The sequence below is a fragment of the Sporosarcina saromensis genome (assembly GCF_033253735.1).
GTDB lineage: Bacteria > Bacillota > Bacilli > Bacillales_A > Planococcaceae > Sporosarcina > Sporosarcina saromensis.
Genome location: NZ_JAUBDI010000007.1, coordinates 122,665 through 148,822, shown reverse-complemented (window position 1 = coordinate 148,822; position 26,158 = coordinate 122,665). Strand labels below are relative to the sequence as shown.

General features: G+C 43.6%; 27 protein-coding genes, 1 pseudogene and 1 riboswitch. Of the genes and pseudogenes, 16 read left to right on the top strand and 12 right to left on the bottom strand.

Going from position 1 to position 26,158, the window contains the following annotated elements; all coding sequences use genetic code 11:
• Positions 1 to 345: 345 nt before the first annotated feature.
• Positions 346 to 1,311: an alpha/beta hydrolase gene (locus QT711_RS09680; protein WP_317943789.1), complete on the top strand. Its 966-nt coding sequence runs from the start codon at positions 346 to 348 to the stop codon at positions 1,309 to 1,311.
• A 141-nt stretch (positions 1,312 to 1,452) separates the two neighbouring features.
• A complete protein-coding gene (locus QT711_RS09675; protein WP_317943787.1) occupies positions 1,453 to 2,034 on the top strand; it encodes a histidine phosphatase family protein in 582 nt (193 codons plus the stop codon).
• A gap of 289 nt (positions 2,035 to 2,323) precedes the next feature.
• On the opposite strand, the gene thiW is transcribed toward QT711_RS09675, so the two are convergent.
• Genes thiW through thiM form a run of 4 tightly spaced genes read right to left on the bottom strand, consistent with a single transcriptional unit; the run spans position 2,324 to position 5,058 of the window.
• Positions 2,324 to 2,830, bottom strand: coding sequence for an energy coupling factor transporter S component ThiW (gene thiW, locus QT711_RS09670; RefSeq protein ID WP_317943785.1), 507 nt, complete (start codon positions 2,828 to 2,830; stop codon positions 2,324 to 2,326).
• The gene (thiE, locus tag QT711_RS09665) at positions 2,827 to 3,501 is read right to left on the bottom strand and encodes a thiamine phosphate synthase (protein ID WP_317943783.1); all 675 of its coding nucleotides are present in this window, start codon (positions 3,499 to 3,501) and stop codon (positions 2,827 to 2,829) included. The genes thiW and thiE overlap by 4 nt, the downstream gene beginning before the upstream one ends.
• Positions 3,473 to 4,303: a bifunctional hydroxymethylpyrimidine kinase/phosphomethylpyrimidine kinase gene (thiD, locus tag QT711_RS09660; RefSeq protein ID WP_317943781.1), complete on the bottom strand. Its 831-nt coding sequence runs from the start codon at positions 4,301 to 4,303 to the stop codon at positions 3,473 to 3,475. Before thiD ends, thiE begins: the two co-directional genes overlap by 29 nt.
• A complete protein-coding gene (gene thiM, locus QT711_RS09655) occupies positions 4,300 to 5,058 on the bottom strand; it encodes a hydroxyethylthiazole kinase (protein ID WP_317943780.1) in 759 nt (252 codons plus the stop codon). Before thiM ends, thiD begins: the two co-directional genes overlap by 4 nt.
• Before the next feature lie 77 nt (positions 5,059 to 5,135).
• A riboswitch (TPP riboswitch) is annotated at positions 5,136 to 5,354 on the bottom strand.
• Positions 5,355 to 5,602: 248 nt separating this feature from the next.
• On the opposite strand from thiM, the gene QT711_RS09650 reads away from it, so the two are divergent.
• From QT711_RS09650 to wrbA, 3 genes and pseudogenes are all read left to right on the top strand, one after another.
• A complete protein-coding gene (locus tag QT711_RS09650) occupies positions 5,603 to 6,799 on the top strand; it encodes a DUF3238 domain-containing protein (RefSeq protein WP_317943779.1) in 1,197 nt (398 codons plus the stop codon).
• Positions 6,800 to 7,031: 232 nt separating this feature from the next.
• A pseudogene (locus tag QT711_RS09645) lies at positions 7,032 to 7,634 on the top strand (alpha/beta hydrolase).
• A 17-nt stretch (positions 7,635 to 7,651) separates the two neighbouring features.
• Positions 7,652 to 8,257: an NAD(P)H:quinone oxidoreductase gene (gene wrbA, locus QT711_RS09640; protein ID WP_317943778.1), complete on the top strand. Its 606-nt coding sequence runs from the start codon at positions 7,652 to 7,654 to the stop codon at positions 8,255 to 8,257.
• A gap of 317 nt (positions 8,258 to 8,574) precedes the next feature.
• On the opposite strand, the gene QT711_RS09635 is transcribed toward wrbA, so the two are convergent.
• Together QT711_RS09635 and QT711_RS09630 are read right to left on the bottom strand one after the other, a co-directional pair.
• Complete coding sequence (locus QT711_RS09635) at positions 8,575 to 9,303, bottom strand: hypothetical protein (protein ID WP_317943776.1); 729 nt, start codon at positions 9,301 to 9,303, stop codon at positions 8,575 to 8,577.
• 206 nt (positions 9,304 to 9,509) lie between these two features.
• Positions 9,510 to 10,055, bottom strand: a complete 546-nt coding sequence (locus QT711_RS09630; protein WP_317943775.1) for a hypothetical protein — start codon at positions 10,053 to 10,055, stop codon at positions 9,510 to 9,512.
• A gap of 114 nt (positions 10,056 to 10,169) precedes the next feature.
• On the opposite strand from QT711_RS09630, the gene QT711_RS09625 reads away from it, so the two are divergent.
• The 3 genes from QT711_RS09625 (at position 10,170) to QT711_RS09615 (ending at position 12,933) form a co-directional block, all read left to right on the top strand.
• Entirely contained in the window at positions 10,170 to 10,757 is a 588-nt protein-coding gene (locus tag QT711_RS09625; protein ID WP_317943774.1) for a TetR/AcrR family transcriptional regulator, read from the top strand.
• A gap of 127 nt (positions 10,758 to 10,884) precedes the next feature.
• Positions 10,885 to 12,336 (top strand): vWA domain-containing protein, encoded by a 1,452-nt coding sequence (locus QT711_RS09620; RefSeq protein ID WP_317943772.1) that lies wholly within the window; start codon positions 10,885 to 10,887, stop codon positions 12,334 to 12,336.
• Between the two features lie 129 nt (positions 12,337 to 12,465).
• Positions 12,466 to 12,933 (top strand): hypothetical protein, encoded by a 468-nt coding sequence (locus tag QT711_RS09615; RefSeq protein ID WP_317943771.1) that lies wholly within the window; start codon positions 12,466 to 12,468, stop codon positions 12,931 to 12,933.
• Between the two features lie 168 nt (positions 12,934 to 13,101).
• Here the strand turns inward: QT711_RS09615 and QT711_RS09610 are convergent, their stop codons facing one another.
• From QT711_RS09610 to QT711_RS09595, 4 genes are all read right to left on the bottom strand, one after another.
• A complete protein-coding gene (locus tag QT711_RS09610) occupies positions 13,102 to 13,470 on the bottom strand; it encodes a hypothetical protein (protein ID WP_317943770.1) in 369 nt (122 codons plus the stop codon).
• A gap of 334 nt (positions 13,471 to 13,804) precedes the next feature.
• Positions 13,805 to 15,229, bottom strand: a complete 1,425-nt coding sequence (locus tag QT711_RS09605; RefSeq protein WP_317943768.1) for a HAMP domain-containing sensor histidine kinase — start codon at positions 15,227 to 15,229, stop codon at positions 13,805 to 13,807.
• A 1-nt stretch (position 15,230) separates the two neighbouring features.
• A complete protein-coding gene (locus tag QT711_RS09600; RefSeq protein WP_317943766.1) occupies positions 15,231 to 15,926 on the bottom strand; it encodes a response regulator transcription factor in 696 nt (231 codons plus the stop codon).
• Between the two features lie 90 nt (positions 15,927 to 16,016).
• The gene (locus QT711_RS09595) at positions 16,017 to 17,171 is read right to left on the bottom strand and encodes a S1C family serine protease (RefSeq protein ID WP_317943764.1); all 1,155 of its coding nucleotides are present in this window, start codon (positions 17,169 to 17,171) and stop codon (positions 16,017 to 16,019) included.
• 107 nt (positions 17,172 to 17,278) lie between these two features.
• Here QT711_RS09595 and QT711_RS09590 point away from each other — a divergent pair, with 107 nt between their 5' ends.
• The 3 genes from QT711_RS09590 (at position 17,279) to QT711_RS09580 (ending at position 19,893) form a co-directional block, all read left to right on the top strand.
• Entirely contained in the window at positions 17,279 to 17,470 is a 192-nt protein-coding gene (locus QT711_RS09590; protein WP_317943763.1) for a hypothetical protein, read from the top strand.
• A gap of 448 nt (positions 17,471 to 17,918) precedes the next feature.
• Positions 17,919 to 19,460: an aldehyde dehydrogenase gene (gene adh / locus QT711_RS09585; RefSeq protein ID WP_317943761.1), complete on the top strand. Its 1,542-nt coding sequence runs from the start codon at positions 17,919 to 17,921 to the stop codon at positions 19,458 to 19,460.
• Positions 19,461 to 19,521: 61 nt separating this feature from the next.
• Positions 19,522 to 19,893, top strand: a complete 372-nt coding sequence (locus QT711_RS09580) for a DUF779 domain-containing protein (protein WP_317943760.1) — start codon at positions 19,522 to 19,524, stop codon at positions 19,891 to 19,893.
• A 114-nt stretch (positions 19,894 to 20,007) separates the two neighbouring features.
• Here QT711_RS09580 and QT711_RS09575 read toward each other — a convergent pair whose 3' ends face one another.
• Positions 20,008 to 20,400, bottom strand: coding sequence for a thiol-disulfide oxidoreductase DCC family protein (locus QT711_RS09575; RefSeq protein ID WP_317943759.1), 393 nt, complete (start codon positions 20,398 to 20,400; stop codon positions 20,008 to 20,010).
• A gap of 195 nt (positions 20,401 to 20,595) precedes the next feature.
• Here QT711_RS09575 and QT711_RS09570 point away from each other — a divergent pair, with 195 nt between their 5' ends.
• A complete protein-coding gene (locus QT711_RS09570) occupies positions 20,596 to 20,775 on the top strand; it encodes a hypothetical protein (RefSeq protein WP_317943757.1) in 180 nt (59 codons plus the stop codon).
• Positions 20,776 to 21,179: 404 nt separating this feature from the next.
• Here the strand turns inward: QT711_RS09570 and QT711_RS09565 are convergent, their stop codons facing one another.
• A complete protein-coding gene (locus tag QT711_RS09565; RefSeq protein ID WP_317943756.1) occupies positions 21,180 to 22,106 on the bottom strand; it encodes a MerR family transcriptional regulator in 927 nt (308 codons plus the stop codon).
• A 157-nt stretch (positions 22,107 to 22,263) separates the two neighbouring features.
• On the opposite strand from QT711_RS09565, the gene QT711_RS09560 reads away from it, so the two are divergent.
• The 4 genes from QT711_RS09560 to QT711_RS09545 all read left to right on the top strand — a co-directional run bounded on the left by QT711_RS09560 (position 22,264) and on the right by QT711_RS09545 (position 26,147).
• A complete protein-coding gene (locus QT711_RS09560; protein WP_317943754.1) occupies positions 22,264 to 22,707 on the top strand; it encodes a hypothetical protein in 444 nt (147 codons plus the stop codon).
• Between the two features lie 105 nt (positions 22,708 to 22,812).
• Positions 22,813 to 24,114: a globin-coupled sensor protein gene (locus QT711_RS09555; protein WP_317943753.1), complete on the top strand. Its 1,302-nt coding sequence runs from the start codon at positions 22,813 to 22,815 to the stop codon at positions 24,112 to 24,114.
• Between the two features lie 111 nt (positions 24,115 to 24,225).
• Positions 24,226 to 25,665 carry a cryptochrome/photolyase family protein gene (locus QT711_RS09550; RefSeq protein ID WP_317943752.1) on the top strand — a complete coding sequence of 480 codons (1,440 nt, stop codon included), beginning with the start codon at positions 24,226 to 24,228 and terminating at the stop codon, positions 25,663 to 25,665.
• Between the two features lie 98 nt (positions 25,666 to 25,763).
• Complete coding sequence (locus QT711_RS09545; protein ID WP_317943751.1) at positions 25,764 to 26,147, top strand: hypothetical protein; 384 nt, start codon at positions 25,764 to 25,766, stop codon at positions 26,145 to 26,147.
• The last annotated feature ends 11 nt before the right edge of the window (positions 26,148 to 26,158 follow it).

Sequence of the window (26,158 nt, the reverse complement as noted above, 5' to 3'; positions counted from 1 at the left end):
AGGGTTTACACTTTTCATGGCTTACTCCTTTTTGTAGTGTAAGGGAACTGATTTAGTCGTCGCTTCCTTACCTACATTAGGAGTTTTTTTGTCGTTCTTCAAGTCTTTTATTCTATTTTTTATATAAATCATCTATTTTTTTACTGTGGTGCAACGCTAGTGTTTGGTGCCTGTCCCCAAAACAATTCGGAATTGTTTTGGGGACAGGCACCGGAACTATTCCCATTATTCAATCACTAATTTACTATTCTTATTATTTTTAAAAAAATTTCCATACATGTTGCTCTGTTTATCTTGTATACTTGTAGTAGGGTGATGTGCCCGCAGATTGAAGATAAAAGGGGAATGAGTACGATTAAGATTCATTGGAAGAAGTTGTTGGTGCTTTTTTCAGTTGTTTTTCTAGTGATCCAAGTGGCGGGGAGCTTCTTTTTCTATGACTTGGCAGTGAAGCGTGGTCCGAAAGAATACTTGCAAGGCAACGCTGATTTAAAAGTCTCAGAGAAAACGAAGCAACTGTACACGAATGGACATTGGAAACAATGGGTTGCTAATCAGGAATTTGAATTAGTGAGCCTAACGTCACGGGATGGACTGCAATTGTCCGGTTATTACTTACCTGCTGCACAGCCAACGGATAAGCTTGTCATTTTGACACATGGCTATTTAGGTCATGCCAAGCAGATGGGGCTTTTTGGACAGTATTATCACGAAGAATTGAATTACAACATATTTATGCCCGACGCGAGAGGGCATGGCAAAAGTGAAGGCGATTACTATGGGTTCGGTTGGCCGGATCGTCTTGATTTGATTGACTGGACGGATATGTTTGTCCAAAAACTCGGTCCAAATACGGAAGTGGCCTATCACGGGTTATCGATGGGAGCTGCCACGGTCTTGATGGCAAGCGGGGAAGACGGTTTGCCCGCTCAAGTGAAAGCAATCATCGCAGACAGTCCATACAAATCTGTCTATCAACTGTTCACGTACCAAATGAATCGCATGTTTCACTTGCCGGCATTTCCATTATTAGATGGCACAAGTGCGCTCACGAAAATTAGAGCAGGCTATTCATTCCGAGAAGCGAGCGCTTTAAAAGAAGTGCAGAAGACAGAAATCCCGATTTTTTATGTCCATGGGAAAAGTGATACTTTCGTTCCGACCGAAATGGCCGAAGAACTGCACCAGAAAACAGCTAGCGAGTCAGAGCTGTTTCTAGTTGCCAACGCCAATCATGGTGAAGCGTATGCACTAGCAGGTGACACGTATCGAAAGAAAATGGGTCATTTTCTCGATCGTTATATGAAATGAACGACCAGTTCCTCCATGCAAGTCGGGGGAACTGGTTTATTCTTTTACACAGCATCAAACGGAATCACCACAAATATGTTTTGTGAAAGGAAGGTTTCTTTTCATCTAGCAAGGGAAAATAATAAGTAGGAGGTGTGCGAAGTGGAAAAAGTGATTTATATTGTTCGACATTGTTCAGCTGAGGGTCAATCACCGCATGCAGATTTGACAGCGGAAGGAATTGTACAGGCGGAGAAATTGGCAGCATTTTTTGATGAGGTAGAAGTGGACCGTATCGTTACAAGTCCTTTTGTCCGAGCTCGCATGACAGCTGAGCCTTTAGCGGAGCGGAAAGGATTGTACTTCGAAGAGGATAGTCGATTGGCGGAACGGACGTTAAGTTCGTATGATTTCGAAGATTGGTTGTTAAAATTAGAGGATTCATTTCTCGATGTCCATTTGAAATATGAAGGTGGCGAGTCATCACACGAAGCGATGGAGCGTGTATGTAATGTGGTCGAAGAGTTGCCAGATGGCTCCAAAACGGTGCTCGTTACACATGGAAATCTGATGACGCTCCTCTTAAGATGTTATGACGAACACGTCGGTTTTGCAGAATGGCAGGCACTGACGAATCCCGATGTGTACAGGGTGCATGTAACTGAAGCGGGTGCAAACGTAGAGCGAATTTGGCGGGAGGAACTTCTAGAAGAGTCTCATTCATCCGACCATGTTTTTGAATGAAATGAACGCATCAAAAAGAGAGTCGTCGAAGTTACATACTTGCCGACCGTACAACTGGATACCATCCCTCTAGCTACCATTGTTGGCGATAATAGCTTCCCTAAAATCATATACCGCTCCTAGCCTAATCGCTGGAGCGGTTTTTACGACTCAAAAAGTAATCGATTGAATAGGCTTGCTTATCGATCGAGTTCACAAAGTTATCGATCGGATAACTAAAGTTATCGCCGTATCGGGACTTTCGAACCACGCTCACACTTGAACTAAATTCCTCTGACCGAACGTATTCTTACAATCGCCCACCGACACTTTCGATTTTATGCCACGCTGAAGTTTGCTGCAGCCGGACAACAAGAATTAGCCCAAGCGCCGCGCCACTCACCGTTGAAACCAAAAATGGGGGGACGAAAAAGAAGGCAGTGACGGTTGTACCCATTAAAATCTTCGCATAAGGTACTGCCAAAAGTGACGCAATCACGCCTGTACCAATCACTTCACCAATCCCAGCGAGCCACGCTTTACCATACTGTTTATAAAATAGACCTGCCAATAACGCACCGATCATGCCACCGGGGAATGCGAGTAATGACCCTGTGCCAGTCAATACTCGAATAAGTCCCGTCAAAAATGCAATAACAACTGCGGGAATTGGACCTAACAGAATGGCTGCAACTACGTTCACCGCATGTTGGACTGGATACGCGCGTGCTATGCCTGCGGGGAATGAAACGAATGTCGAGCCGGCAACTGCTATCGCAACAAACATCGTCATGATAACCATTTTTCGCGTGTTCATAAAGGAACCCCTTCTTTCTCTATAGATTCAGCAAACGCTTTAGTCGCCGCATAGACATCCGTTGCTCCAGCAATTGCTGAAATGACTGAAACCCCGTTTGCGCCCGCAGCAAACACAGGTGCAAAATTATCGACAGTAATGCCCCCGATGCCGACAATCGGTAAATCAGGATAAACAGACCTTGTCGTCTGAATGAACTGTGTGCCAGCTACCGGTTTTGCGTCCGGTTTTGAAGTAGTCGTGTAGACAGGTCCCATTCCGATGTAATCAGCACCCGCTTCAATTGCGGCTAGCACTTCATCCGACGTATGTGAAGACACGCCAAGTATTTTCCCAATGCCAAGCCGTTTTCGAACAATCGCTGCCTGTTCATCTTCTTGCCCAACATGTACCCCGTCTGCATCAAGTGCTAAAGCAAGGTCCACATCATCGTTCACGATGAACGGAACACTATATTCCTTGCACAACTCTTGGCATTGTCGAGCAAATTCCAGCAATGCTTCTCCGCTTTTCGCACCCGGCCCTTTTTCTCGTAACTGAAAGCAAGTAATGCCGCCACGCAAAGCGCACTCGAGCACATGTAGAGGGTCCTGCGTTCCTGTATTCGTCGAACCCATTATGAAATAAAGTGCCAGTTGCTCTTTATTCAATGATGACGACCTCCTTAGCATCCTGCTTCAATCGATTATATGCCCAGTGATTCGTTGGCCCGTGACCTCCGCCTAATTGTAAGCCATCCGATATGGCCGCTTGAATAAATACCTTCGCTTCACGCACTGCTTCCTGCAAACTTTTTCCTTGCGAAATGAATGCAGTAATTGCGGCAGAAAACGTGCAACCCGTACCATGCGTATCTTTTGTAGCAATCCGTTCTGATTTTATCGTGAATGAATAGCCGTCTGCCCTGAAGAAAAAGTCTTCCGCAAACTGCGCATCATTGCTATGTCCGCCTTTTAAAATGACCGCTTTTGCCCCTGAACTAAGAATCCGGTTCGCTGCTTCTTCGTAATCAGCTGTCGACTGAATCGTCATATCCGCAAGCACTTCCGCTTCCGGAATATTCGGCGTGACGAGAGTAGCAAGAGGAAGTAAATGTGCTTTCAAAGCCGTAACGGCTTCATCTTTAAGTAAAGATGCGCCACCTTTTGCGATCATCACTGGATCAATCACGAGGGGTGGGCAGCCATTGTTCCTTAATGAAACTGCTACCGCCTCAATAATGTCGGCTGAAAATAGCATCCCTGTCTTCACGGCTCCTACTGAAAAATCGTCCAACACAGCTTGTATTTGAGCAGTTACACCTGCCGCCTCAATCGGGTAGACACCGTGTACGCCTAACGTATTTTGTGCAGTAACAGCCGTTAACGCGGACGTCCCGAATACACCAAGCTCTTGGAACGTCTTCAAATCTGCCTGTATACCAGCCCCCCCGCCACTATCTGAACCTGCAATTGTCAAAGCTACTGAAGTCATAGCAAATCCTCCTCTGTTATTGCATAAAGTGCGTTCAATAAATTCACAGCAAAGTCTCCTGGTCCAGTAGATAGTGCCGCTGCCTGTTCACCCGCTCTTTTATATATAGCCAAAGCGTTTTCCGCTGCTTCCAACTTGTGATCGTCTGCCACTGCAACAAATGCAGCAACGACCGCACTTAACAGGCAACCTACGCCTGTGACACGTGTCATAAGTGAATGGCCTCCAGCAATTCGCACGACCCTTTTGCCGTCTGTAACAAGATCCTCAACACCGGTCACTGCAACAAGACAGCTGTATCGCGTCGCCACTTCAAGCGCGAGCTGTTCCAAATCCGCCTCTCCATCTCCTGCATCAACCCCTTTTGCTTGCCAATCAATTCCTGCAATTGCTGCAAGTTCCCCAGCGTTGCAACGAATAAGGGACACAGGAACTTTCTCTAAAATCGATAGGACAGCGGCTTTTCGGAATGATGTCGCTCCAGCACCGACTGGATCGAGGATGATCGGAATGCCATTAGCCGCCGCACGCTCCCCGGCAAGGCACATCGCCTCAACACTGACCGCTTTCAGCGTACCGATATTTAATACGACAGCTGATGAAACAGCCGCCATATCCGCTGCTTCTTCAACCGCATCCGCCATGACAGGGGAAGCTCCTAGTGCAAGTAAGCCATTCGCTTGGAAATTCGCAACAACAATATTCGTAATGCAATGAATCAACGGTTTTTCATCTCGTAGTTTTTGTAAATACATCGTCAACATGCCTCCATATATGCAAAAAAGCCGCTCCTGACAGGGCGTCAAGAAGCGGCTTGCAAATTCAATGGATAGAAGTTGCGCACCCACTTCCCTCCGCTGGTATCAACCAGATCAGGTTCAAAGGGTCCGCGTATTCATACACGTCTCAGCCTAGCGCACAGCATGTTTCATTTGCTATCAGCTCTGTCCGGTATCTAATGTTTCACCATGATATACGCATAGTGAACATGAAATCGGTACGAGTGTTTTGCAAATTTACACACGTGCATAAGGCACCCCTAGTGGCAATTTTACGATTTGTTTTCAAAATTACTATAACATAGTTTCGCAGATTCGCAAGAAGGGCAAGGAAATAGTAATGGGTACATTCAAGCATGTTGATGCATATAAGCATACGCCATGTACGCGGATAGTGACTGGGACGCACAATCGTTAATGGATAGATCGTTCACTTTCGCATAAGCTGTTCAATTGATTGGTACGTTATGTTTAGCGATGTTGAAAGTTCCCCAAAATAGAAGAAAAGGGAGGCGCAAACATGTTATTTGAAATACAGTCTGTAAAGCATGAACATGATTTGATTTCATTCACATGGAATGATGTCGGAGGTTTTTACAACGTGTATAAAGATGGTGAACATGTCTATGAAGGAACCGTGCCGGAATTTCAAGACGGGGATTTCAAACATGGTAAATTGTACCATTACATGGTAGAACGTGTTGAGGATAATCAAGTCGTCGATGTCATTGCATTGCAAACGTCTGCTTTTGCTGAAGAAAAGAACGTCGAGAATCCCTTGCAATCTCTTGTCATGACGACAATCGTAGTGAAAACGCAAATCGCCTTGTCATGGGAAGGTATGAAGGACATAGAAGAATACGGCATTTATCGGAATGGAAAATTTGTAAAGATGGTCAACACAAATTGGTACATCGACCGGGATATTGACATGGACGAATCATACGACTATATGATTCGAGCAAGACGTCCGCTTGAAAAATCAGAGGAGCGTTTGACATCCGTTAAATCGGTTTTGTCTAATGTGTTTGGTTCGCTGCATCCCAATTCATCACGTAAGGAAGCTGCTATTGAAACATTTTCGACCGTCAAGTGGATCGGCAAGCCGCGAGAGCTTTTACAGCCAGTGAATGAAAGGGAAAAGACGTTGCATCCTATAGATCGATGGAAATTACGTTATACAACGTTTCTTGCAGAGGAATGGGTACGGAATCCAAATTTGTTGTCACCCAATCATTATTTCAAAGGAGACGCCCGTGGCTTTGATCCGAATGGCGATGGTTTTCGTACGCGTGTCGATATTGAGCTCACGTACGATGAAAAAGGTGAACCGCTGACGTTTACAAAAGAAGTAGGTCCGTCAATTGCATATGACCATTTAAAAAACTTCCGGGAGAAAGCTCGAGCTTCTTCCGACGGGATTACGTTGCAACGCAAAGATCACAAAAAAGGAGAATCCGGATTTCTTCTCGAACATGCAGTGGGCAATCCATTGACAACGGCGCCACTCATTGACTACGAAGTGTCTGCAGTGTTTAAACGGCATGGAACGTTCGATATGTGCGGCTATTTTGACCCAGCACCCCACCATGAAATTTACTTGATGAAAGGGAGAGGGGAAGCATGGAAGCCAGTGTTACAAGTTGAAAGTAGAGGACTTGCCTTCATGTCGGATGCAATTGCCTATCACTATTGGCGTTGTTCAAACTTTGAGTGATCATTCTGCTGAAATCAATCAACATTTTTGACAACTTAGAATATCTTTGGTACATTTATCTTGAATTCAAGATATATTAATTCGAGATAAGGGTAAGCGGTACTAACAAGAAACGAATGCTACTAGGCTGAATTTTGCAGTGGGTAGCTCATTGTGAGCAGTTCCTCGACCAATTGGAAGCGTAGATCATACCGTTTCATGTACGAGAAGTAAATCGAAAGGGGGGAGCATGATGAAGCACGTCTTTGAACAAGGAACATCTAAACGGACATTTTTGCTGTTGCACGGAACAGGGGGAAACGAACACGATCTGTTACCGTTAGCAACATTGATAGACCCGGATGCTTCGGTGTTAAGTGTCCGAGGTAACGTGTTAGAGAATGGTATGCCTCGTTTTTTCAGAAGACTGGCAGAAGGCGTTTTTGACGAAGAAGATTTAGTGTTCAGAACGAATGAATTACATGCGTTTTTGGATGAAGCAGCTGAGAAATACGGGTTCGATCGATCAGAAGTCGTAGCTGTAGGCTATTCAAATGGTGCGAATATTGCAGGGAGCTTACTATTCCACTATGCTGATTCACTAAAAGGAGCGATCTTGCATCATCCGATGGTACCTAGGCGAGGGATTGAATTACCGGATCTCAGCAAAGTTCCGGTGTTCATTGCCGCAGGGAAAAATGATCCGATTTGTCCGGCGAAAGAAACGTTGGATTTGTTGTCGCTTCTAACAAATGCAGGTGCACGTACAGAAGTCCATTAGGAAATGAACGGCCATGCGTTAACGCAATCAGAAGTGCAGGAAGCAGCAAGTTGGTATAAAGAATTTCTACAATAAGAAAAGGGGTTTTACTCATGACGAACACAGCGATTGTTTACTACAGTTCAGGTGGTACGAATTATCAGTTGGCACAATGGGCAGCAGAAGCAGCGAAGGAAATGGGTTCCGAAGTACGCGTGTTAAAAGCTGCAGAAACAGCTCCTCAAGCAGCAATCGACTCAAATCCGGCATGGAAAGCACATGTGGAAGCGACGAAAGATGTGCCTGAGGTGAAGCCAGAAGACCTAGAATGGGCAGATGCGATCATCTTCAGTGTACCGACGCGTTTCGGCAATATGCCCGGCCAAATGAAGAATTTCTTGGATACGACAGGTGGCCTATGGGCGAAAGGTAAGCTTGCGAATAAAGCGGTCAGTGCCATGTCTTCCGCACAAAATCCACATGGTGGCCAAGAAGCAACAATCCTCTCTTTGTATACGACGATGTATCACTGGGGTGCTATTGTTGCGGCCCCGGGTTATACGGATCCAGTCACATTCGGTGCGGGTGGAAACCCATATGGCACGAGCGTAACAGTCGGTCAAGATGGCAAAATGATTGAAGACGTGGAAGCAGCAGTAAAGCATCAGGCAAAACGTACGGTGAAAGTAGCCGAAGCGTTGAAGCATTTAGAAATGTAATAGAAGAAAAGCCACTCCTTTATGGATGGCTCTGAGTGTAGACAAAGTCGATTTTACTTTGTCTACACTTTTTTTGATGTGATTTTTGAGAAATTGGCACACGTCTTAGCTTGGCTTGAAAACGCTTGCGAGGTGGAAGGCGATCTGAATTCGGAATGTCTTGTCACGACTACTACATGACCCGCATCGTGTAGGTCGGCTCGACAGCAAGTCAAGCCTCAAATAGAACTAAAGTTCATGAGAGGGCGGGCAAGTCGAGCAACAACGCATAAAAGCGCTTGTCAACAGGCTGTACCAATCCATTGGAGGTTGGCATTTTACGTTTTAAATTGCCTTTTGAACGGAAAGTAGCGACTCATCAAAATGAGTCCAATTAGTAATGAGAAAAACGGGAAGATGAATGGGAATACAATGGATGGCATCCAGTTCCAAGCATCTGTATAGTAACCTACAGCAATTGGGGAAGTACCGCTATTCGTTAGCAATAGTGTCTGCAAGGCGTTTCGATCGGTAAAGGTAAACGAGTCGCTTTCTAAGCTTCCCGCTTCGTCCAAGCTGTATAAGCTGTAAGTTAACGAATCAAAAGGGACTGTTCCCAGAACATTTCCGTTCTCAATGATATCTTTTGTTTCCTTCAAAATTATATAAAGCTTCTCATCGTCTTTCTCTTTATCTTTTACAATTATGAAAGAGATGTTTCCATAGTATTTAGCTAATCCCTCGTCTTCAACCCGTATTGGATAGTTTTCCAGTGTATCTAGTCTTTTTCCGTTTACGATAATCGATAAATTGGCAAATGCGATTTTGTAATTCCAGCGATCCGTATAATTACCTTCGTCTATTATGGTCTCTTCAACTTTTATCTTATGATTTTTATAAGTGAACTCTGATTGGGGTGGAGGATATCTGTTACTAATTTTATGTAACTCATAGCGTGCCAACATTTGATTGGTATGAATTGTTTCCATCGCCATCGTAGCACTCATTGGAAGTGAACTAATGAATAGGATAGCGCCGAGTAAAAATAAAACTATTCGTTTTTTCATTCCCCCTCCACTCCTTTCCTGTCATCATACTTTATTGGAGAGCTGTTGCACAACAAAGGGTGAAGGTTCTTTTGTAGAGTGTTATGCGTACTCCATGCACACTTGTTGGTGATTATCAACAGTTGGAGCGATGTATGTTGCTTGTACTGTTCATGCACCTTTGCATAATTTTATGCGCTCCTTATGTAATATGAGCGCTTATGACTCTATGATTTTGTTTTTGCTTGTCGTGGCCATATGAAATAAGAAATAGAAATGACAAAATCAATCCCTAAGATGAGAGACCACAGTTTCAACATACCGGATAAGGCTTCAGTTTGTGTTGGATCGTCGATCAAGTAAATCATGATGAAAAGAAATGCACCACCAATGATGAAGGCCAATACATGTTGAAGCGATCCTTTGAAGGAATGTTTGGCATGATCCCAGCCAGTTTTCCTCATTGGTTTCGGTCCTTGTTTCTTTACATAATAGACAAATCGTTCGTCTGCCCAACGAATCATGCTTTTCCCGAACGCCACGGAGATCCCTAGATAGATAGCGGCGATAGCGTGAACTTGTGTAGCAGTTGCTCCGTTGTACAAGTCGGTTGCTGTAACAATCAGTAAAAGTAAATCGATTACAGGTGTGAGGGCGAGAAAAAATAAACCGAGACGTTTTCTGTTAAATAGATAACGTGTTATTAGTCCTGCAAGGATAACGACCCAAAACCCAATTTCACAAGCTATAATTGCCCAAGCGATAAGATTCAACAACAGCACTCCTTTTATTTAATACATTTGTATTGTTATTTTAAATAATAGCATATTTCGTTTATTTAATACAGCTGTATTGTTAATTTCTCGAAATTATTCTACACTAACAATATGCCGAAAATCGTAAATCATGAAGAGCGAAAGAAACAGATTGCAGAAGCGATGTGGCGAGTCATTTTGGATAAAGGAATGGAAGGGGCAACAGTTAGAAATATTGCGGAAGAGGCGGGGCTATCATTAGGAGCGCTCCGACATTATTTTTCAAACCAAGATGACTTGCTTGTCTATGCGATGACGCTTGTACAGGAAAGGGCGACGGATCGGATTGAGGCTGTCGCGAAACAGAATTTACCTCCGAAGGAAATGGTTTTAGCCGTGCTACTAGAAATTGTGCCAGTGAATCAAGAAACGCTAGCAGAAATGGAAGTGTGGTTTGCATTTATGGCGCATGTGAACCATCGGAGGGAAGAATTGAATATCCCGGACGATGGAATCGTGACAGGGGTACATAAAATCATTGCCTATTTGGATAACGTAGGTTTATTAAAAGAAGGATTAGACTTGGATTTGGAAATGGAGCGGCTCTATGCGATTATTGATGGCATTGCTATTCACGCGCTTTTTGGAGCAGGACGTTTGGAGGCAGAGCGTGTGAAGAAAACGCTACAATATCATATTGATTCAATTTGTGTAGAGTAAGGATTGTCGAGGACTTTTGGTATAGTGTGACATTCGGGACTAATTATTCTTCTTTTCTGTTTTCTATCGTGTTTATTCCTTCGACTTGATAAAATGGCGATAGATTCCAATGAGAGGATGGAAATAAATGAGAAATTGGTCAATTCGTTTAGTATTCATTACTCTAGTAGCGATCGTTTTGATTGGTTGTTCAGAGAAGGAAAAGAAGGAACCTGAAGTGCTTCCGGAAACGTCAGCAGAAGAGACGAAACAGCATGAAACAACTGAAGAAGTGCTAGATGAAGAACTACCTGCTAAAACAAGTGATTTACAGGAAATTGAGGCCGTACAGATTCCAGACTCTGAAGAAACATTCCGTGCACAACAGCCAGGGCTTTTCACTGCTGAAATCCCATACGAAGAAGAGACGAAACAAGTATGGGGGAGATTCGGGTTAGGAGAATATAAAGAGGCGTTAACCGAAAAATTAGAAGTGCTAGCTGAGCAATCTCAAGACCCGGAGTTGATTTTCAAAGCATTGAACTACTATGTTGGAAGTAATGCGTATGACCAAGTAGCAACCGAGTTGGAAGCGTTCAGTGTAGAATGGTTTGAACCTTATCTTCCAGAGCCTGGAGAGATTGAGGGAAGTGACGAGGTGGAGCAACAGCCAGGCCAAGCCGTAATTCTGTTGGATGCTAGTTCTAGCATGTTGTTGAATGTTGAAGGGAAGCAGAAGATGACCATTGCAAAGAAGGCGACGTCACGATTTGCAAGTACAATCGGTATGCGTGATGAAGTGTCATTAATTATCTACGGGCATGCCGGGACACAAAACAAGTCGGATAAAGAGCTTTCTTGTAGGACAATCGATGAAGTGTATCCGATGGGCAGTTTTAATGCGGAAAAATTTAAGAATGCTGTCGATGGAGTGGAAGCTAAAGGATGGACACCAATTGCTGAAGCGATTAATTATACACGTGAACAAACGAAGGATGCTACAGGGAAGTTGACGGTCTATATTGTGAGTGATGGGGCGGAGACGTGTGGAGGAGATCCTGTGGCAGCAGCGAAAGCCTTTGCTGAAGCAAGTCCTGATCGCCAAGTGAATATCATTGGGTTTGACGTAGACCAAGAAGGAGAAAACCAGTTAAAGGCCGTGGCTGAAGCTGGAAAAGGCGAGTATATTTCAGCGAAAACGATTGATGAGCTCGATCAATCGATTACGAAACAATGGCTGCCATCTCTGACAGAGGTTATGAGTGCATCTAATTCTCTACTAAAACATTGGGGTCAAAGCCACAATGAAATGATCGATCGTTCGAATATTTCTTCGCGATTTTATTATGCCTCACTAAACGAAGCTTCTCGTATGCATGAAGCACTTCAAATAATGCGCTCCGAAAACTGGATTACGCAAGAGGTGCAAGATGAAGTACGAGCAATGATAAAGGTCAAAGAAGAAGATGCTCTCACAGTAAAGAAGGAAATGGACGAACGTGCAAGAACTCGGATTGAAAATGAACGACAAGAAATCGTGCAACGTGTGAAAGAATGGACAGACAGGATGTTTGAACTTCGAAGGACACAAGGGAAATAATGCTTGAAAGAATCAAAACTTGTAAGGCGTGAGACTGCCAATAAAAAACTGGTGCGAATTCATTATTGCCAGTGATGTGAGAACCTACTCGACCTGTCTTCGTCCTATTAAAAAAGGGGGTCGGTAGATATGAAAAAGTTCTTAACAATTGCGATGTGTGTCATCATTGTTGGATTAGTCATTAATCAAATGTTCAACAAAGACATCTGGGATGAAAACCGGGAACTGTTGAAGGAAAATGTACTTGCTACTGAAACAACAGAAGAACCTGTAAGCCTCTCTTCTCTCACACCCTTCGACTGGGATCGTGTCTACTCAATCGATCCCTATGCTTCAAAAGAGGAGATATACGATGTAGTTGGCTACAAATGGGATAACGTCGAGCAAACGCTAAGCGAGGGAATGAACCAACTCGTATTTATGAAAGAAGATAAAGTTGTCTGCTATGTCTATGGCTACCCTGAAAATAATGGCTTTGGCATTTACTTTGAAGGGGCAGAAACAGAAGGAAGAGCAACTGTACTTCATAAAGAAGACGATGTATTGTTTAAGCGTCACACATTTGACGATACAGTCGTGTACATGCAGGTGGAATAAAAGAAGGAAGTCGATAACTAGAGGCTTCCTTTTTTATTTCATCCATAAGGCAGGCATCTTTCATTCTGCTAAACCGTAGAAATCTGAAGAATACGCGTTTTTTGAGCAATAATCAGCCTCTTATTTGGATCGAATTCTCTAACGGTTAACGAGGACATCAATTGCTTATCAGTCCAATACATGTACGTCGCCCGTATCCGGATTCACTAATACTACAATGCTTTGCTGCTCTTTATCAATCCCTTCGAAAACGTATGCTCGATTTGGTTTGAAAGGATTTAGACTCCTTTCCATCGGCACCGATTGTTTCGCTGTTATTAGCATAGGATAGTTTGCTAGCGCTAGTTCTTCAGCTGCTTGTTGCGTCACTTTTGGCAATGAAAGCATCGCACAAACAGCAAACAGACACACAAAGACGACATACCGTATCCGTTGCTTTTGACGCTGCATCAGATGTGCATACACAATAACGTGAAGCGATAGTAAAAGAATGAGCAAATTCAACGGCATGATCCCGCCGTAAATTTTTTGATCCAAGAAAAGCAGTAACATAAGCAAGATTGATGAAATAATTATTCCAGGTACGTATTTAGTCAAGACATTCACCTGTTCCCATTGTAGTAGCTAATCAGCAATTATGTTTAAATTTCCCATAATTTTATTGTAAGTGTAGCGGAAATAAATAGCTATTACAAATTGGCATCCATGCTTTTGTAACTGTGAAGAGAAGGCGAACTAAGAGCTGGGAAAAACAAAAAAATGCGTGAAGGCAAATTCACCTTCATGCATTTTTCCTTGATTAGGAGTGGGGGGCAGATGGGAGGCCTACGTAAGGTTTTATTCCAGGCACATCAATTGAATGTATAGACGTTTAGCTATCCGTTTCAACCGTAGTACACGGCAATTCAATCCGAAATTTCGTACCGGCCCCTTTTACACTGTCGACAGAGATGCTACCACCGTGTAACGTAACGAGCTGTTTGACGATGGATAACCCTAATCCGAATTCTCCTAATGGATTCGTCGTTCTTGAATCGATTGCTTTGTAAAATCGGTTCCATATTTGCTCAATTTCTTCAGGGTCCATCCCGATTCCGGTATCTTCGATTTCAATAACGGTATAACCCGTCATCGACTCTCCACGCAACCGTATTGTCCCGTTTTCTGTAAATTGAATGCTGTTTTTCGTGATGTTAATCAACACCTGAGTCAATCGATCGTAGTCGGCATGGATTATGACATCGTCCTTTACCTCAACAATTATTCGATTGCCGCGTTCAGCTGCCACATCCTCTAACTGTTCCTGAATAATTTCAAGCAGTTCCTTCAGTTGAATGTCTTGCTTGAAAAGCGTTACTTGATTCGAACGGATTTTTTCGTAGTCGAGGTTTTCATTCACCAGCCGGATGAGTCGCATCGTTTCACTACTTGCCAACTGCAATCCACGTTCTTTTTCCGATTCTGAAATCATGTCGTTCCGTAAGCCTTCCAGTATGCCGCGGATCGTTGTAAGTGGGGTCCGCAATTCGTGTGACACATCCGCCATGAATTGTCGTCTACGGTTTTCAAGACTTTCAATTTCATTCATGGATGTCTCGAGTTTTTCCACCATGCCGTTGAAATCTCCTGCAAGCTCCCCGATTTCGTCAATGTTTGCCGTAGGAATGCGGACAGAATAATCTCCTTGCGCAACTGTTGAGGTAGCCGCACGTAAACGTTTAATACGCCTGCCGTGAAAAGTGGAAAGGATGCCACTTAACAATAAGGCGATCGCGAGGGCGATGAAAGTCGTATATAAGAGGTAATCGTTCATTTGTGAAATGATTTCACGCGAACCTTTAATAGGCGATGTCAATAAAACCCCGCCCACAAACTGATTGCGGTGAAAATACGGCAACAATACAAACGTGACAGCCTGTTCAAATCGTTTGTATTCCTGTTTCACCGTAATCGTTTTGCCACTTTGTAACGCAGCCCATTCGTCGTTATTCAATTCGATTAAAGGCGTTTTTAAGCCGGTTGAATAAATGATCGCAGATTTTTCGTCGAATAAACTATATTGGATATTTTGCCCTTCCAATACATGCCCGTAAGATTGCAACGTTTGACGAGAATCAATAGATGCATATTCGATATCGCGTAAAATTGAATGGCCGTAGGAAGCGAGTTCTTCGGTTTTATTGTCATAAACGAACTGCTCAAAAAAGTGGGACAGCACTAAACTCAAGATTAAGAATGCAATCACAATGACACTTATATGACTGACGAGCTGCTGATAGAAGTATTTAATCTTCATCTTACTTCACCACCGACTCATCGAACCGGTAGCCGACGCCCCATACGGTATGGAAAAACGGTTGCTCATCAGTTGAGACTTTTGACCGCAACCGCTTTATATGCACATCAACTGTCCGATCGTCGCCGTAAAAATCGTACCCCCATACCCGGTCCAACAACTGCTCGCGCGAAAAAACTTGTTTAGGATGTTGAATGAAAAACTGCAATAAATCGAATTCCTTTGGCGTTAGATTCGGAACAGGATTGCCGTCCAAAAGGACTTCTCGTGTATTCATATTCACAGTGAAATGGTCCGTCGCCAACACGTTTTCGTCTTGTTGAACATCCTTGTTCGCTACATACCGCCGTGTCACAGCGCGGATTCGAGCAAGTAAAGCAAGTGGACTGAACGGCTTCGTCACATAATCATCCGCGCCCATTTCTAGGCCAAGCACCTGATCGGACTCGCTATCTTTCGCCGTCAGCATAATAATGGGGACTTCGATTGCGGCTTGTCGAAGCTTTCGGCAAATCGACACACCGTCCATTCCTGGTAGCATCCAATCGATGATGAGGCAATCCCATTGCTCCGTCTTTGCCCTTTCATATCCAACGAGTCCGTCCTTGACAAATTCCCCTTGAATCTTCTCCTTCTCAAAAAACATTTCGATCATTGACGCCACGCTTTCGTTATCTTCGATGACTAGAATTCGCATGTAGGTGCCTCCTTTGCGAGGTCATTTGTATGGTAAGTATAGCATTAGAAACCCTCTATCGCTTCCGAAACGACAGAGGGTTACGATGATTTATTCTACTGATGAATTGCTCGTCAACGTCAACTCAACAGATCGTTTTTTGCCATCCGTATAGACGGTGAACGTCGCTTTGTCACCAACAGATAGCTTGGAATAGAGGTGTTTCCGTAATTCCATGCTGTTGTTGATCGTTTCACCATTGATCGCTGTAATGACGTCTTCTTGCTTCAATCCTGCTTTTCCTGCTGCAGACGAAGGATCAACATTTGTCACCATAACGCCGCCTTTTACTTCTTCCGGAAGATTCTCTACATACATATACGGAATTTCCGCCAAGTCCGCGAGACCGATGCCAATGTAAGGCCGTTCGATTTCACCGTTTTCCATCATTTCCTCAACAAGCGGAATGACATCATTACTCGGAATCGCAAAGCCAAGGCCTTCGATACCGTTTTCCGCGATTTTCAAACTGTTAATGCCAATGAGTTTTCCGTCAGCATTGATGAGTGCACCTCCGCTGTTGCCGGGATTAATGGCTGCGTCAGTTTGGATGACGTTCATTTCCCAGTTGCCTGCAGTCGTTTTTACATCAATGGATCGCGCGGGTGCGCTGATAATCCCTTGCGTTACGGTGCCCGAGAAATCGAGACTGAGTGGATTTCCGATGGCAACAACAGAATCACCCGCACGCAATTTGTCCGAATCACCGAATTCAAGTGCAGTGTCTACGCCTTTGTTTGGTATTTTTAATACCGCCAAATCTGTTAGTGCATCACTTCCAATAAGTTCTGCTTGTACCTTTTCTCCATCATGCAAAGTGACCTCGATTTTATTCGAGCCTTCTATTACGTGGTTGTTTGTCACGATGTAAGCATGTTCATCGCCAATTTGATAAATGACCCCTGAACCTGTTCCGAACTCCGCCAATGATGCATCTCCAGCGAATCGATTGCCGGCATTTTTAAAGTTTGACACGCCAACAATCGCTTTTGACGCATGCTCCACCATATCGGAAAGGTTGGTTATGGATTGATTTGCCGATGTTTGTGTGACATTCGGTTGTGGTGTATTCACCGAGGCAACACCTTCCTCCTGTTTCGTAGATGTTTGCAACAGATCTGTGTTTGCCACAACCCCTAATGTTAAGGCTGACCCTAAAACGCCTGCTCCTACTGTAGACAAGAACCGTGTCGCGAAATTTGCCATGTATAAGACCCCTCTCCTGTTATTGTTACTTTCATTGTAAGAGGAGATTATGAACAAATTATTACGAAGGCATGAACGATTGGTAAACATATTGGAGAGGGGGATATTTGCCGCCTAGAAAATGGATGAGTGGTGATAACTCGGAGATGAGCGGTGATAAAGGCGTTCCAAGCGGTGATAAACTGCCATCGAGCGGTGATAAATTGCTTGTAAGCGGTGATAACATCTGGACAAGCGGTGATAACGAGTTTAGGTCGGGACTTGACGTGGACTTTGTAGGAAGTCGACCAACTAAATAGGGGAAACGGTGGTAAAGTGGCTTGAAACGGTGGTAAAGCCGCTTGAATCGGTGGTAAACTCCCTAAAGCCGGTGGTAAAGCCGTTTGAATCGGTGGTAAACCCCTTAAAGTCGGTGGTAACGACAAAAAGTGTTTCACCAGCTAGCTAAGAGCCAACTTCAACTGACGGTTTAGTATGAATGAACTTCTCTACTCGAGCCACGTCCATCATGAATTTCCGTTCGCATACACCTCGTTTCTTACACTCTATTTCTTGCAATAGTCAATATAGTTAGATAGAATGAATTTACTGACTTCCAAGAACTTGCGAATTACGAGAGGTTTTTTTATTAACATAAAATGAAAGCGTATACATCTAGAATAGTAGCATGCATCCCTGCATACGTTGGCTTTGTGTGCATTTTTGCACTTTCAATAGCAATCTATAAAGAATAGGGAGGAATCGAACATGGTACAAGCTGTAGAGAATCACGTGTATGCATTTCCGAATACTGAAGGGGCAAAAGTAAATTTTAAGGAGCGCTACGATAATTTTATCGGTGGCAAGTGGACAGCCCCTGTGAATGGGCAGTATTTTGATAATCCTACACCGGTTACGGGCAAGGTGTTTACGCAAGTTGCGAGGTCAACGGCTGAAGATATCGAGCTTGCTCTTGATGCGGCGCATGCAGCGAAGGATGCTTGGGGCAAAACTTCGGTGACGGAACGGGCAAATATTTTACTAAAGATTGCGGACCGAATGGAAAACAATCTTGAAATGCTTGCGGTTGCCGAGACGTGGGAAAACGGTAAAGCGGTTCGTGAGACGTTAAATGCTGATTTGCCGTTGGCGATCGACCATTTCCGTTATTTTGCGTCGGCCATCCGAGCGCAAGAAGGCGGCGTTAGCCAAATTGATAATCATACAGTGGCCTATCATTTCCATGAACCAATCGGAGTAGTAGGTCAGATTATTCCGTGGAACTTCCCATTACTAATGGCAGTTTGGAAGCTCGCACCAGCACTTGCAGCAGGGAATTGTGTTGTCCTGAAACCGGCTGAACAGACACCAGCATCGATTATGGTGTTAGTAGAGTTGATAGAGGATTTATTGCCTGCAGGGGTGTTAAATGTCGTGAACGGTTTCGGTCTGGAAGCCGGAAAACCGCTTGCTTCTAACCCTCGAATTGGAAAAATTGCTTTTACAGGTGAGACGACGACAGGGCGCCTCATTATGCAATACGCATCACAAAATTTAATCCCGGCTACTTTAGAGCTTGGTGGGAAGTCGCCAAATATTTTCTTTGAAGATGTCATGGCGGAAGATGATGCGTTTTTGGATAAAGCGATAGAAGGGTTTGTCATGTTTGCCCTTAACCAAGGTGAAGTGTGTACGTGTCCTTCCCGCGCATTAATTCAGGAGTCCATTTATGATAAGTTTATGGAGCGTGCATTAGAGCGGGTAAAAGCAATTAAAATCGGCAATCCGCTTGATCCGACAGTCATGATGGGGGCACAAGCATCTACTGAGCAAATGGAGAAAATCCTGTCCTATCTCGATATTGGGAAACAGGAAGGTGCTGAATGTTTGGCGGGCGGAGCGCAAAACAAATTGGAAGGCGATTTGGCTGAAGGGTACTACATCCAACCGACAGTCTTTAAAGGGCACAATAAAATGCGCATTTTCCAAGAAGAGATTTTCGGACCGGTCGTTTCCGTTACAACATTTAAAACGAAAGAAGAAGCACTTGAAATTGCCAATGATACATTATACGGTCTCGGATCAGGTGTATGGACGCGCGATATGAATACGGCGTATCGCTTTGGTCGCGGCATTGAAGCGGGTCGTGTATGGACGAATTGCTATCATGCCTACCCTGCGCACGCGGCATTCGGTGGCTACAAGGCATCCGGCATTGGACGCGAAAACCACTTGCAAATGCTTTCGCATTACCAACAGACGAAAAATATGCTCGTCAGCTATAGCGAAGACAAGTTAGGCTTTTTCTAATAAATCCTGCATCATTGGAGCATGTTCCTAACCACTCCAACTACTAAAAGGAGAGATGCCAATGCCTGAACGCGTTCTAGCTACGGACGCTGCTTTAGCGCTAATTACACTTTTAAAAGAAAAGCATGGCCCACTAATGTTCCACCAATCTGGAGGGTGTTGCGACGGCTCTTCTCCAATGTGCTATCCTGCAGGCGACCTGATCATTGGCGATCAGGACGTCTTGCTTGGGCATATCGGTGACGTCCCTTTTTACATGCATAAAAACCAGTACGAATACTGGAAGCATACACAACTCATCATTGACGTTGTGGACGGTAGAGGAGGCATGTTTTCGCTTGAAGGCGTGGAAGGGAAGCGATTTCTTACACGTTCGAGAGCGTTTACGGCAGCTGAAAATGAGCAGATCCAGCAGCAGACTGCCACTAACTAACTACTGAAAAGCCCCTAGGCAATCACACTGATTGTCTAGGGGCTTTTATGCGTACTTTATCTCTCTTCATTGCCTGAATGCCGTTCATCTACAAACAGAATCGAATTTACATGGTTAAATAAACCTTTTTCTCACTTCTGGTGGCGGCAACATGCAAGACTCCTCGTTGCGCCCGAACCACCGGTGACGGTTGCGAGAGAAATAGTCATAGGCGCCGTCACGGATTTTCTTCGGGACGAGTATGAATAAAAAGAAGAGATGCCAAAGTCCATCCAGTTTCTTTGCGATATGAAGGGCGGCAGAAGATTTTGTATAGGCTTTTCCGTTCTCAATCAACACCACGCTATCGACATCAGCCGGTATTTTATACTGTTTGACGTATTTCTCACCCGTCTCGCTTTGCAAAGAAGAGAAAAGAAAATGTTCAGCAGGATCCCGTTTAATAATAAACTGCACGCTGGAATTGCAAAAATTACATTCCCCATCAAATAACACAACCCGTTTCATGCTTACGTCTCCCTTCTACTTCATAGTATTAAAAGTATAACCGTTTCGATTCAAATGAAACTTCTAACACGCACACTCTGTTTATGGATACGATAGCACAAAGTTGGAAAGGAAGGGTGGCTGGCGACTCAAAACTGTTGTTACGTGTTTCTTGTCACATTTGTCGAAGTGATTACGAGAAGGAGGATGAGTGGGATGGACCGTCAATTTATTGATGCAGATGAAATGCGAAGAAGAAAGGATCCGGACTTTATGGCGTCACTGGATATGCTTGATGAAGGCGCACCTGTCCATTATGCAAAAGAGGAACTAACGAAGCGACGGAAGGAATGGTCAGGCTTCGATGAAAAAGAGTTGCCACAGACGTATCAATGAATGAAGTGTAAGAAATGAGGCTGGGACAAAATAAATAAAAAATGCATGAAGGCAAATTCGCCGCCATGCATTTTTTTTCTACTTTTACTATGTTTCTTTTTATATTCATGAGTGGATCGGAGCGGAAAATGGCCGACTCCTGCGGGATTTAGCGCGAATGTTGAGACCCCGCAGGGAAAGCCGTCACGTAGAACGACTTTTGCGAGCAAAAGCGTAGCGTTGGGAGCAAGGATGCCTTAATTTCCGCAAAGTACGCAGAAATACGGCAAATCGAACTCTTCGTTGTTCGATTGGCTCAAGCGCGCCCCGCGGAAAGCGTGCCATTTGGAGCGCAGAGAAACGGTCTATTTAAAGTTTTGTCCTAGCTTCATTTTCTTGCGTTTCCCTTGTTCTCTTTCGACTATTCATTCTGGGGATACGATCGGTGAATTATCGAGTATTTCCCAAATATCATCCGTTACATGTATAGCCTTCAAAACGAAAGTGCTTTTTGAAAGGTAGGCGAGAGTACCTTTTCCTCCGAGATAAAAGTCAATATGAGGGTGTCTTTGCGCAAAAGCATCTAACTCTGGTAAAAGGTGAGGCTCTTTTTCAAACGGAATCATCGTAGAAGCGGACAACACAACAACTTTTGGTTTCTGTTTAACAATTAATGCTTCAATTGATCCAGGAGCAGGGAAGGCGCCAATTAAAAATGTCCGCCAGCCTTTCAACATGAATTGTAGTAACACGATGTGTAACGGTACTTCATGGAGCTCATAAGGAAGACATGCAGCGAGAACAAGCGGTGCGTCCATTCTGTACTGATAATTTCTTCGGATTTGCACAAGAAAATCTCGCACAACTAAGCTAGACACGGATTCTTGGTATTCATCCCATTCTTCCTTTTCCCATCGATAGCCTACTTCATTCAAAAATGGAATGACGATCTCCTTCAAGAACGTTGACAATCCCACTTGATGATAAGCTTGCTGAAGGGTAATCATGAGCTCCATCTCATCACAGCGACTGCCCTTCTCAAGTAACTGCAGGACAAAATCGTTTAATTTCTCTTGTTGGATAAACGGCTCTTTTGGAAGAGGAGAAAACGTCTCTACATTTTCTTTATCAACCATTTGAATCGCTTGTCGTATAGGTAAACCTTGTTCTGAAAGCGTTTTGACTTGCAGTAACAAGTTAATATCTTTTTCGCTGTATATGCGATAGCCATTTTCCAATCTTTCAGGGTGGACGAGGGCATAGCGTTCTTCCCATTTTCGGATGACTTGTTTAGATAAACCGGTCATATCCGACACCTGCTGTATATAATAACGTCCATTGGATGTAGACAAACCGATTCCTCCTCCTGCACAACGTTCTGTTTGTAAAGTATATCGAATTCTACAATATTGTACAATCTTTACCGAGTAACATTATACAAAAACTAGCGAACAATACGGATCTTGCTTATAATTGTGGGCATTAACACATTAGAAACGGGGGATAACAATGAGTAGGCGTTCATTGTACAAGGTTAGCATTATAGGAATAGTAGCCGGCTTACTGTTAGCTTTATTCTTTAAAGTAGTTGAAGAAAGAACGAGTCATAAGGTGTATACGCTATTACTAAACATCGACTACATTCCCGTTCTGAACACAGTTCAGTTTCCCGAAATTGTAGAAGTTGGTTTTCACATCATCATCTCGATAGCGGTCTGTCTATTCCTGTTCTTATTTATCCGTTTTAAAAAAATCACCCAGTCAAGAAGAATCATCCGGTTCTGCGTAGTTGTGAATGTGCTCATCGCAATCCTCTACTATCCAACGACTCTGTTATCAGAACGAACACCAGCTTTTACGAACTTGTGGGCATTAGTGTTTTGGATTATCGGACACATTGGATATGGTTGGATTGTAGGTGTTTTATTGTCAAAACTATTTAAGAATAAATAATCAAAAGTTGTACAATGTTTATATTTAAAGATTGTACAATCATTTGACAAAAAGTCTTCTTTCTATTCATAATAAAGGTATTGGGGATGTATAGGAGGATAAATAATGTATTTTAAATGGAAGAATCGTGTCGGTGAAGCGGAACAGAAACTGGGGAAACCAACTGTAGAAGCAACAATCGACTTACGTACTTATCCTGAATTAGAAAAGCAACTTGAGCTAATTAATTTGACCGTGCAAGATTTAACGCGTTTACATACCTATCAACCGATTGTTCGGGAAAAAATCGATGAAATTGTAGCCGTTTTTTACGAAAATGTCCTAACCGTTCCTACGTTGCGGAAAATCATTGAAGAGCGGACGAATCTAGCGTATTTAAAACGTGTGCTAGCTGAATACATTGTTGAAATGTTTCAGCGTTCGATTGATCAAACCTCTATTGATAAAAAAGTTAAAATTGCTCGTATTCACTTTCAGATGGGTGTAGAACCTAAATGGTATATGGGCGTTTTTCAACAAATCCAAGAAGTATTCATCGAACTTATTACAGAAACATTACCATCTTGGCAGGAACGGAAACAGGCCATTGTGGATATTACAAAGTTAATTAATCTAGAAATGCAAATAGTTTTAGAAGAATATGAGAAGCAAAACGAGCGCGAGAAGCAACAACAATATGCAATTGTAAAACAAGAGCTTAAAGAGAAAATTTCATCCATTAGTGAAGATTTAGCGATATTGACAGAAGAAACGAGTACGTCGGTTGGTCATGTCGATGACAATGCAACAAAAATAAGAGCGAGTATCCATGCAAATGTAGAAGGTGTGCAGGACATTCAATCATTCGCCGTCCTTGGCAATGAAAAAGTACAGCGATTGGAGAAACAAATCGCTTTTATTAATGAAAACACAGAAAAGATGGAGACGTTAATAAAAAACTTAAAGATTTCATCTACTGAGGTAATTGAAATCATCGTAATGGTGAAGAGTATAGCTGAACAAACCAACCTGTTAGCGTTAAATGCCTCAATTGAAGCAGCGAGGGCAGGAGATGCAGGGAAAGGATTTGCGGTGGTCGCACAGGAAGTTCGGAAATTAGCTGAGCAATCAAAACGATCTGTTGAACAAATTACAGAACTTGTTACGACTTCTACGTCTTTGACTGATAAGGCCGTCAATACAATTGAAGAAGTTCGAGAAAGTGTGACGCTCGGCATGAAGGATTCCAAAGAAACGCAAATGAAATTTACAAAAATCTTGCAGTCAATTGAAGACAATGACCGACATATTCATACGATTGAGATGGATGTAGAGGGGCTTGTCAAAGTTATACAAGAGATTGGCAATGATACGAAAAAGGTGGCGGCGACTGCTGATAATCTCCATCAAACAGCTTTACAATTATAACCTTTAGGAAACACTACACTTAAATCGTTCTTACATATATATAAGAACTGAGGTTTGATGTCGCTTGATACGTAAAGGCAACTTGGATGTACTTCAAGGAGGATGAGTACGATGAAACGAACGATTGTCTGGTTTAGAAAGGACCTTCGCCTACACGATAATCCAGCGTTATGGGAGGCTGCAAATGAAGGCATCGTCATTCCGGTTTTTATATGGTCGGAAGAAGATCGACTTGCGTATGCAGCGAGTGAGGCCTCTGCATGGTGGCTCTATCATTCACTGAAACAGCTGGAAACGGATCTTTCACAAAATGGTGTACAACTTATCATTAAACAAGGCCCTGAATTTGATGCAATTGTTGACGTGATGGAGCAAGTAGGGGCTGAATCTATTTATTTCAATGAACGGTACGAACCTACTGAGCGTGACCGGCAAATGCGGATTGTTGGACAACTTTCTTCAATTGGTATGGATGTACGAACATTTCATGGCAATCTACTATTCTCTCCAGAACTGCTCAACAAACAAGGCGAGCCATACAAAGTGTTCACCTCTTTTTGGAAGAGAGGTTTGCAAGAAGTTGTTGATCGACCGTTACCGATACCAGAATTGCAAGGTGTAGAAAACGACATTTCATCTGTAGCAATTGATGCATTAGGTTTGCCTACCGATCTTGGTACCCTCCAAAAGTACTGGCAACCAGGTGAGCGTGCAGGGACCGAGCAATGGGCGTTCTTTGCGGATGATGGAATGCTTCATTACAAAAAGGAACGGGATTTGATTGCAAAAGGAACCTCATCAAGACTGTCACCTTATTTAGCCGCTGGAAATAGCAGTGCCCGTACAATCTGGCATGCAGCGAAGCGCATTAATGAGGAAACGAGAGATGTAACCGCACACCAATCAATCGAAGCCTTTCTTAAACAACTGATGTGGCGGGAATTTGCCTATCACCAGCTCATCCACTTCCCGACGATGACCGACCAACCGTTACGAAAACAATTCAATGATTTCCCGTGGATTGGGACACCAGAACAATACAACTTATGGAAAGAGGGGAAAACAGGCTATCCGCTAGTCGATGCGGGCATGCGCGAATTAAGAGAGACCGGTATGATGCATAACCGTGTCCGAATGGTTGCAGCCTCTTTTCTGGTCAAACATCTCCTCATTCCATGGCAAGAAGGCTATGCCTGGTTCCAGCATGCACTTGTCGACTTCGATACCGCCAACAATGCGACTGGCTGGCAATGGGTGACAGGATGCGGCATCGATGCAGCACCGTACTTTCGAATTTTCAACCCGTACTTGCAAAGTGAAAAGTTTGATCCGAACGGTTCGTACATTAAACAATGGGTCCCCGAACTCGCCAACTTGCCAGCCAAATATATTCATAAGCCATTCGAAGCGCCTGAAGATATCCTACAGGAAGCAGGTATCCAACTTGGTGAAACGTATCCATATCCGATTGTCGATCACGCAACCGCTAGAAAACGTGCCTTACATGCATACGATACAATCAAAGGTCGCTCAGAAGAAAATAGGCTGTAAGAACAAAACAAATTGTCAACGAATTTCCCGTCCCACTAGTCGCTCGCCCGTCTATCCCTGTCGTTATGACATGTAATAGAGGGAGGGGGTGAGTGAAGATGATGCAACAAGGACAATGGGGTGGGAACCAAATGATGCCGGCAAACCAAATGTCTCGAAATAATCAAATGCAACCAATCGTATGCCCGACACAATGCCGTTACAACGATTCGTTCTTTCCAGTAGAACAACCTTACATCCATCCAATCGTTAACGTTAACCGCCAACATCCTGTTATAACACCTAGACATTACTACACAGAAACTACACAAAACGTGATGGGCGCACCAGTTTACCCTGGCATGGGACCAACTGGAGTTGGCCCGGCAGGAATGGGACCAGGACCAGGTATGGGAGTAGGCCCAGCAGGAATGGGACCAGGCTACGGACCAGGAATGGGACCAGGTTACGGCGGCAGAGGCTGCTGCAGAAAAAGATACTAACATGTAAAGAA

Excerpts from the sequence above, each read along its gene's own strand:
- QT711_RS09680 (WP_317943789.1), top strand. The coding sequence starts at position 346 with ATGAGTACGATTAAGATTCATTGGAAGAAGTTGTTGGTGCTTTTTTCA.
- thiW (WP_317943785.1), bottom strand. The coding sequence starts at position 2,830 with ATGAACACGCGAAAAATGGTTATCATGACGATGTTTGTTGCGATAGCA.
- thiE (WP_317943783.1), bottom strand. The coding sequence starts at position 3,501 with ATGCTAAGGAGGTCGTCATCATTGAATAAAGAGCAACTGGCACTTTAT.
- thiD (WP_317943781.1), bottom strand. The coding sequence starts at position 4,303 with ATGACTTCAGTAGCTTTGACAATTGCAGGTTCAGATAGTGGCGGGGGG.
- thiM (WP_317943780.1), bottom strand. The coding sequence starts at position 5,058 with ATGTATTTACAAAAACTACGAGATGAAAAACCGTTGATTCATTGCATT.
- QT711_RS09650 (WP_317943779.1), top strand. The coding sequence starts at position 5,603 with ATGTTATTTGAAATACAGTCTGTAAAGCATGAACATGATTTGATTTCA.
- wrbA (WP_317943778.1), top strand. The coding sequence starts at position 7,652 with ATGACGAACACAGCGATTGTTTACTACAGTTCAGGTGGTACGAATTAT.
- QT711_RS09635 (WP_317943776.1), bottom strand. The coding sequence starts at position 9,303 with ATGAAAAAACGAATAGTTTTATTTTTACTCGGCGCTATCCTATTCATT.
- QT711_RS09625 (WP_317943774.1), top strand. The coding sequence starts at position 10,170 with ATGCCGAAAATCGTAAATCATGAAGAGCGAAAGAAACAGATTGCAGAA.
- QT711_RS09620 (WP_317943772.1), top strand. The coding sequence starts at position 10,885 with ATGAGAAATTGGTCAATTCGTTTAGTATTCATTACTCTAGTAGCGATC.
- QT711_RS09615 (WP_317943771.1), top strand. The coding sequence starts at position 12,466 with ATGAAAAAGTTCTTAACAATTGCGATGTGTGTCATCATTGTTGGATTA.
- QT711_RS09605 (WP_317943768.1), bottom strand. The coding sequence starts at position 15,229 with ATGAAGATTAAATACTTCTATCAGCAGCTCGTCAGTCATATAAGTGTC.
- QT711_RS09600 (WP_317943766.1), bottom strand. The coding sequence starts at position 15,926 with ATGCGAATTCTAGTCATCGAAGATAACGAAAGCGTGGCGTCAATGATC.
- QT711_RS09595 (WP_317943764.1), bottom strand. The coding sequence starts at position 17,171 with ATGGCAAATTTCGCGACACGGTTCTTGTCTACAGTAGGAGCAGGCGTT.
- adh (WP_317943761.1), top strand. The coding sequence starts at position 17,919 with ATGGTACAAGCTGTAGAGAATCACGTGTATGCATTTCCGAATACTGAA.
- QT711_RS09580 (WP_317943760.1), top strand. The coding sequence starts at position 19,522 with ATGCCTGAACGCGTTCTAGCTACGGACGCTGCTTTAGCGCTAATTACA.
- QT711_RS09575 (WP_317943759.1), bottom strand. The coding sequence starts at position 20,400 with ATGAAACGGGTTGTGTTATTTGATGGGGAATGTAATTTTTGCAATTCC.
- QT711_RS09570 (WP_317943757.1), top strand. The coding sequence starts at position 20,596 with ATGGACCGTCAATTTATTGATGCAGATGAAATGCGAAGAAGAAAGGAT.
- QT711_RS09560 (WP_317943754.1), top strand. The coding sequence starts at position 22,264 with ATGAGTAGGCGTTCATTGTACAAGGTTAGCATTATAGGAATAGTAGCC.
- QT711_RS09555 (WP_317943753.1), top strand. The coding sequence starts at position 22,813 with ATGTATTTTAAATGGAAGAATCGTGTCGGTGAAGCGGAACAGAAACTG.
- QT711_RS09550 (WP_317943752.1), top strand. The coding sequence starts at position 24,226 with ATGAAACGAACGATTGTCTGGTTTAGAAAGGACCTTCGCCTACACGAT.
- QT711_RS09545 (WP_317943751.1), top strand. The coding sequence starts at position 25,764 with ATGATGCAACAAGGACAATGGGGTGGGAACCAAATGATGCCGGCAAAC.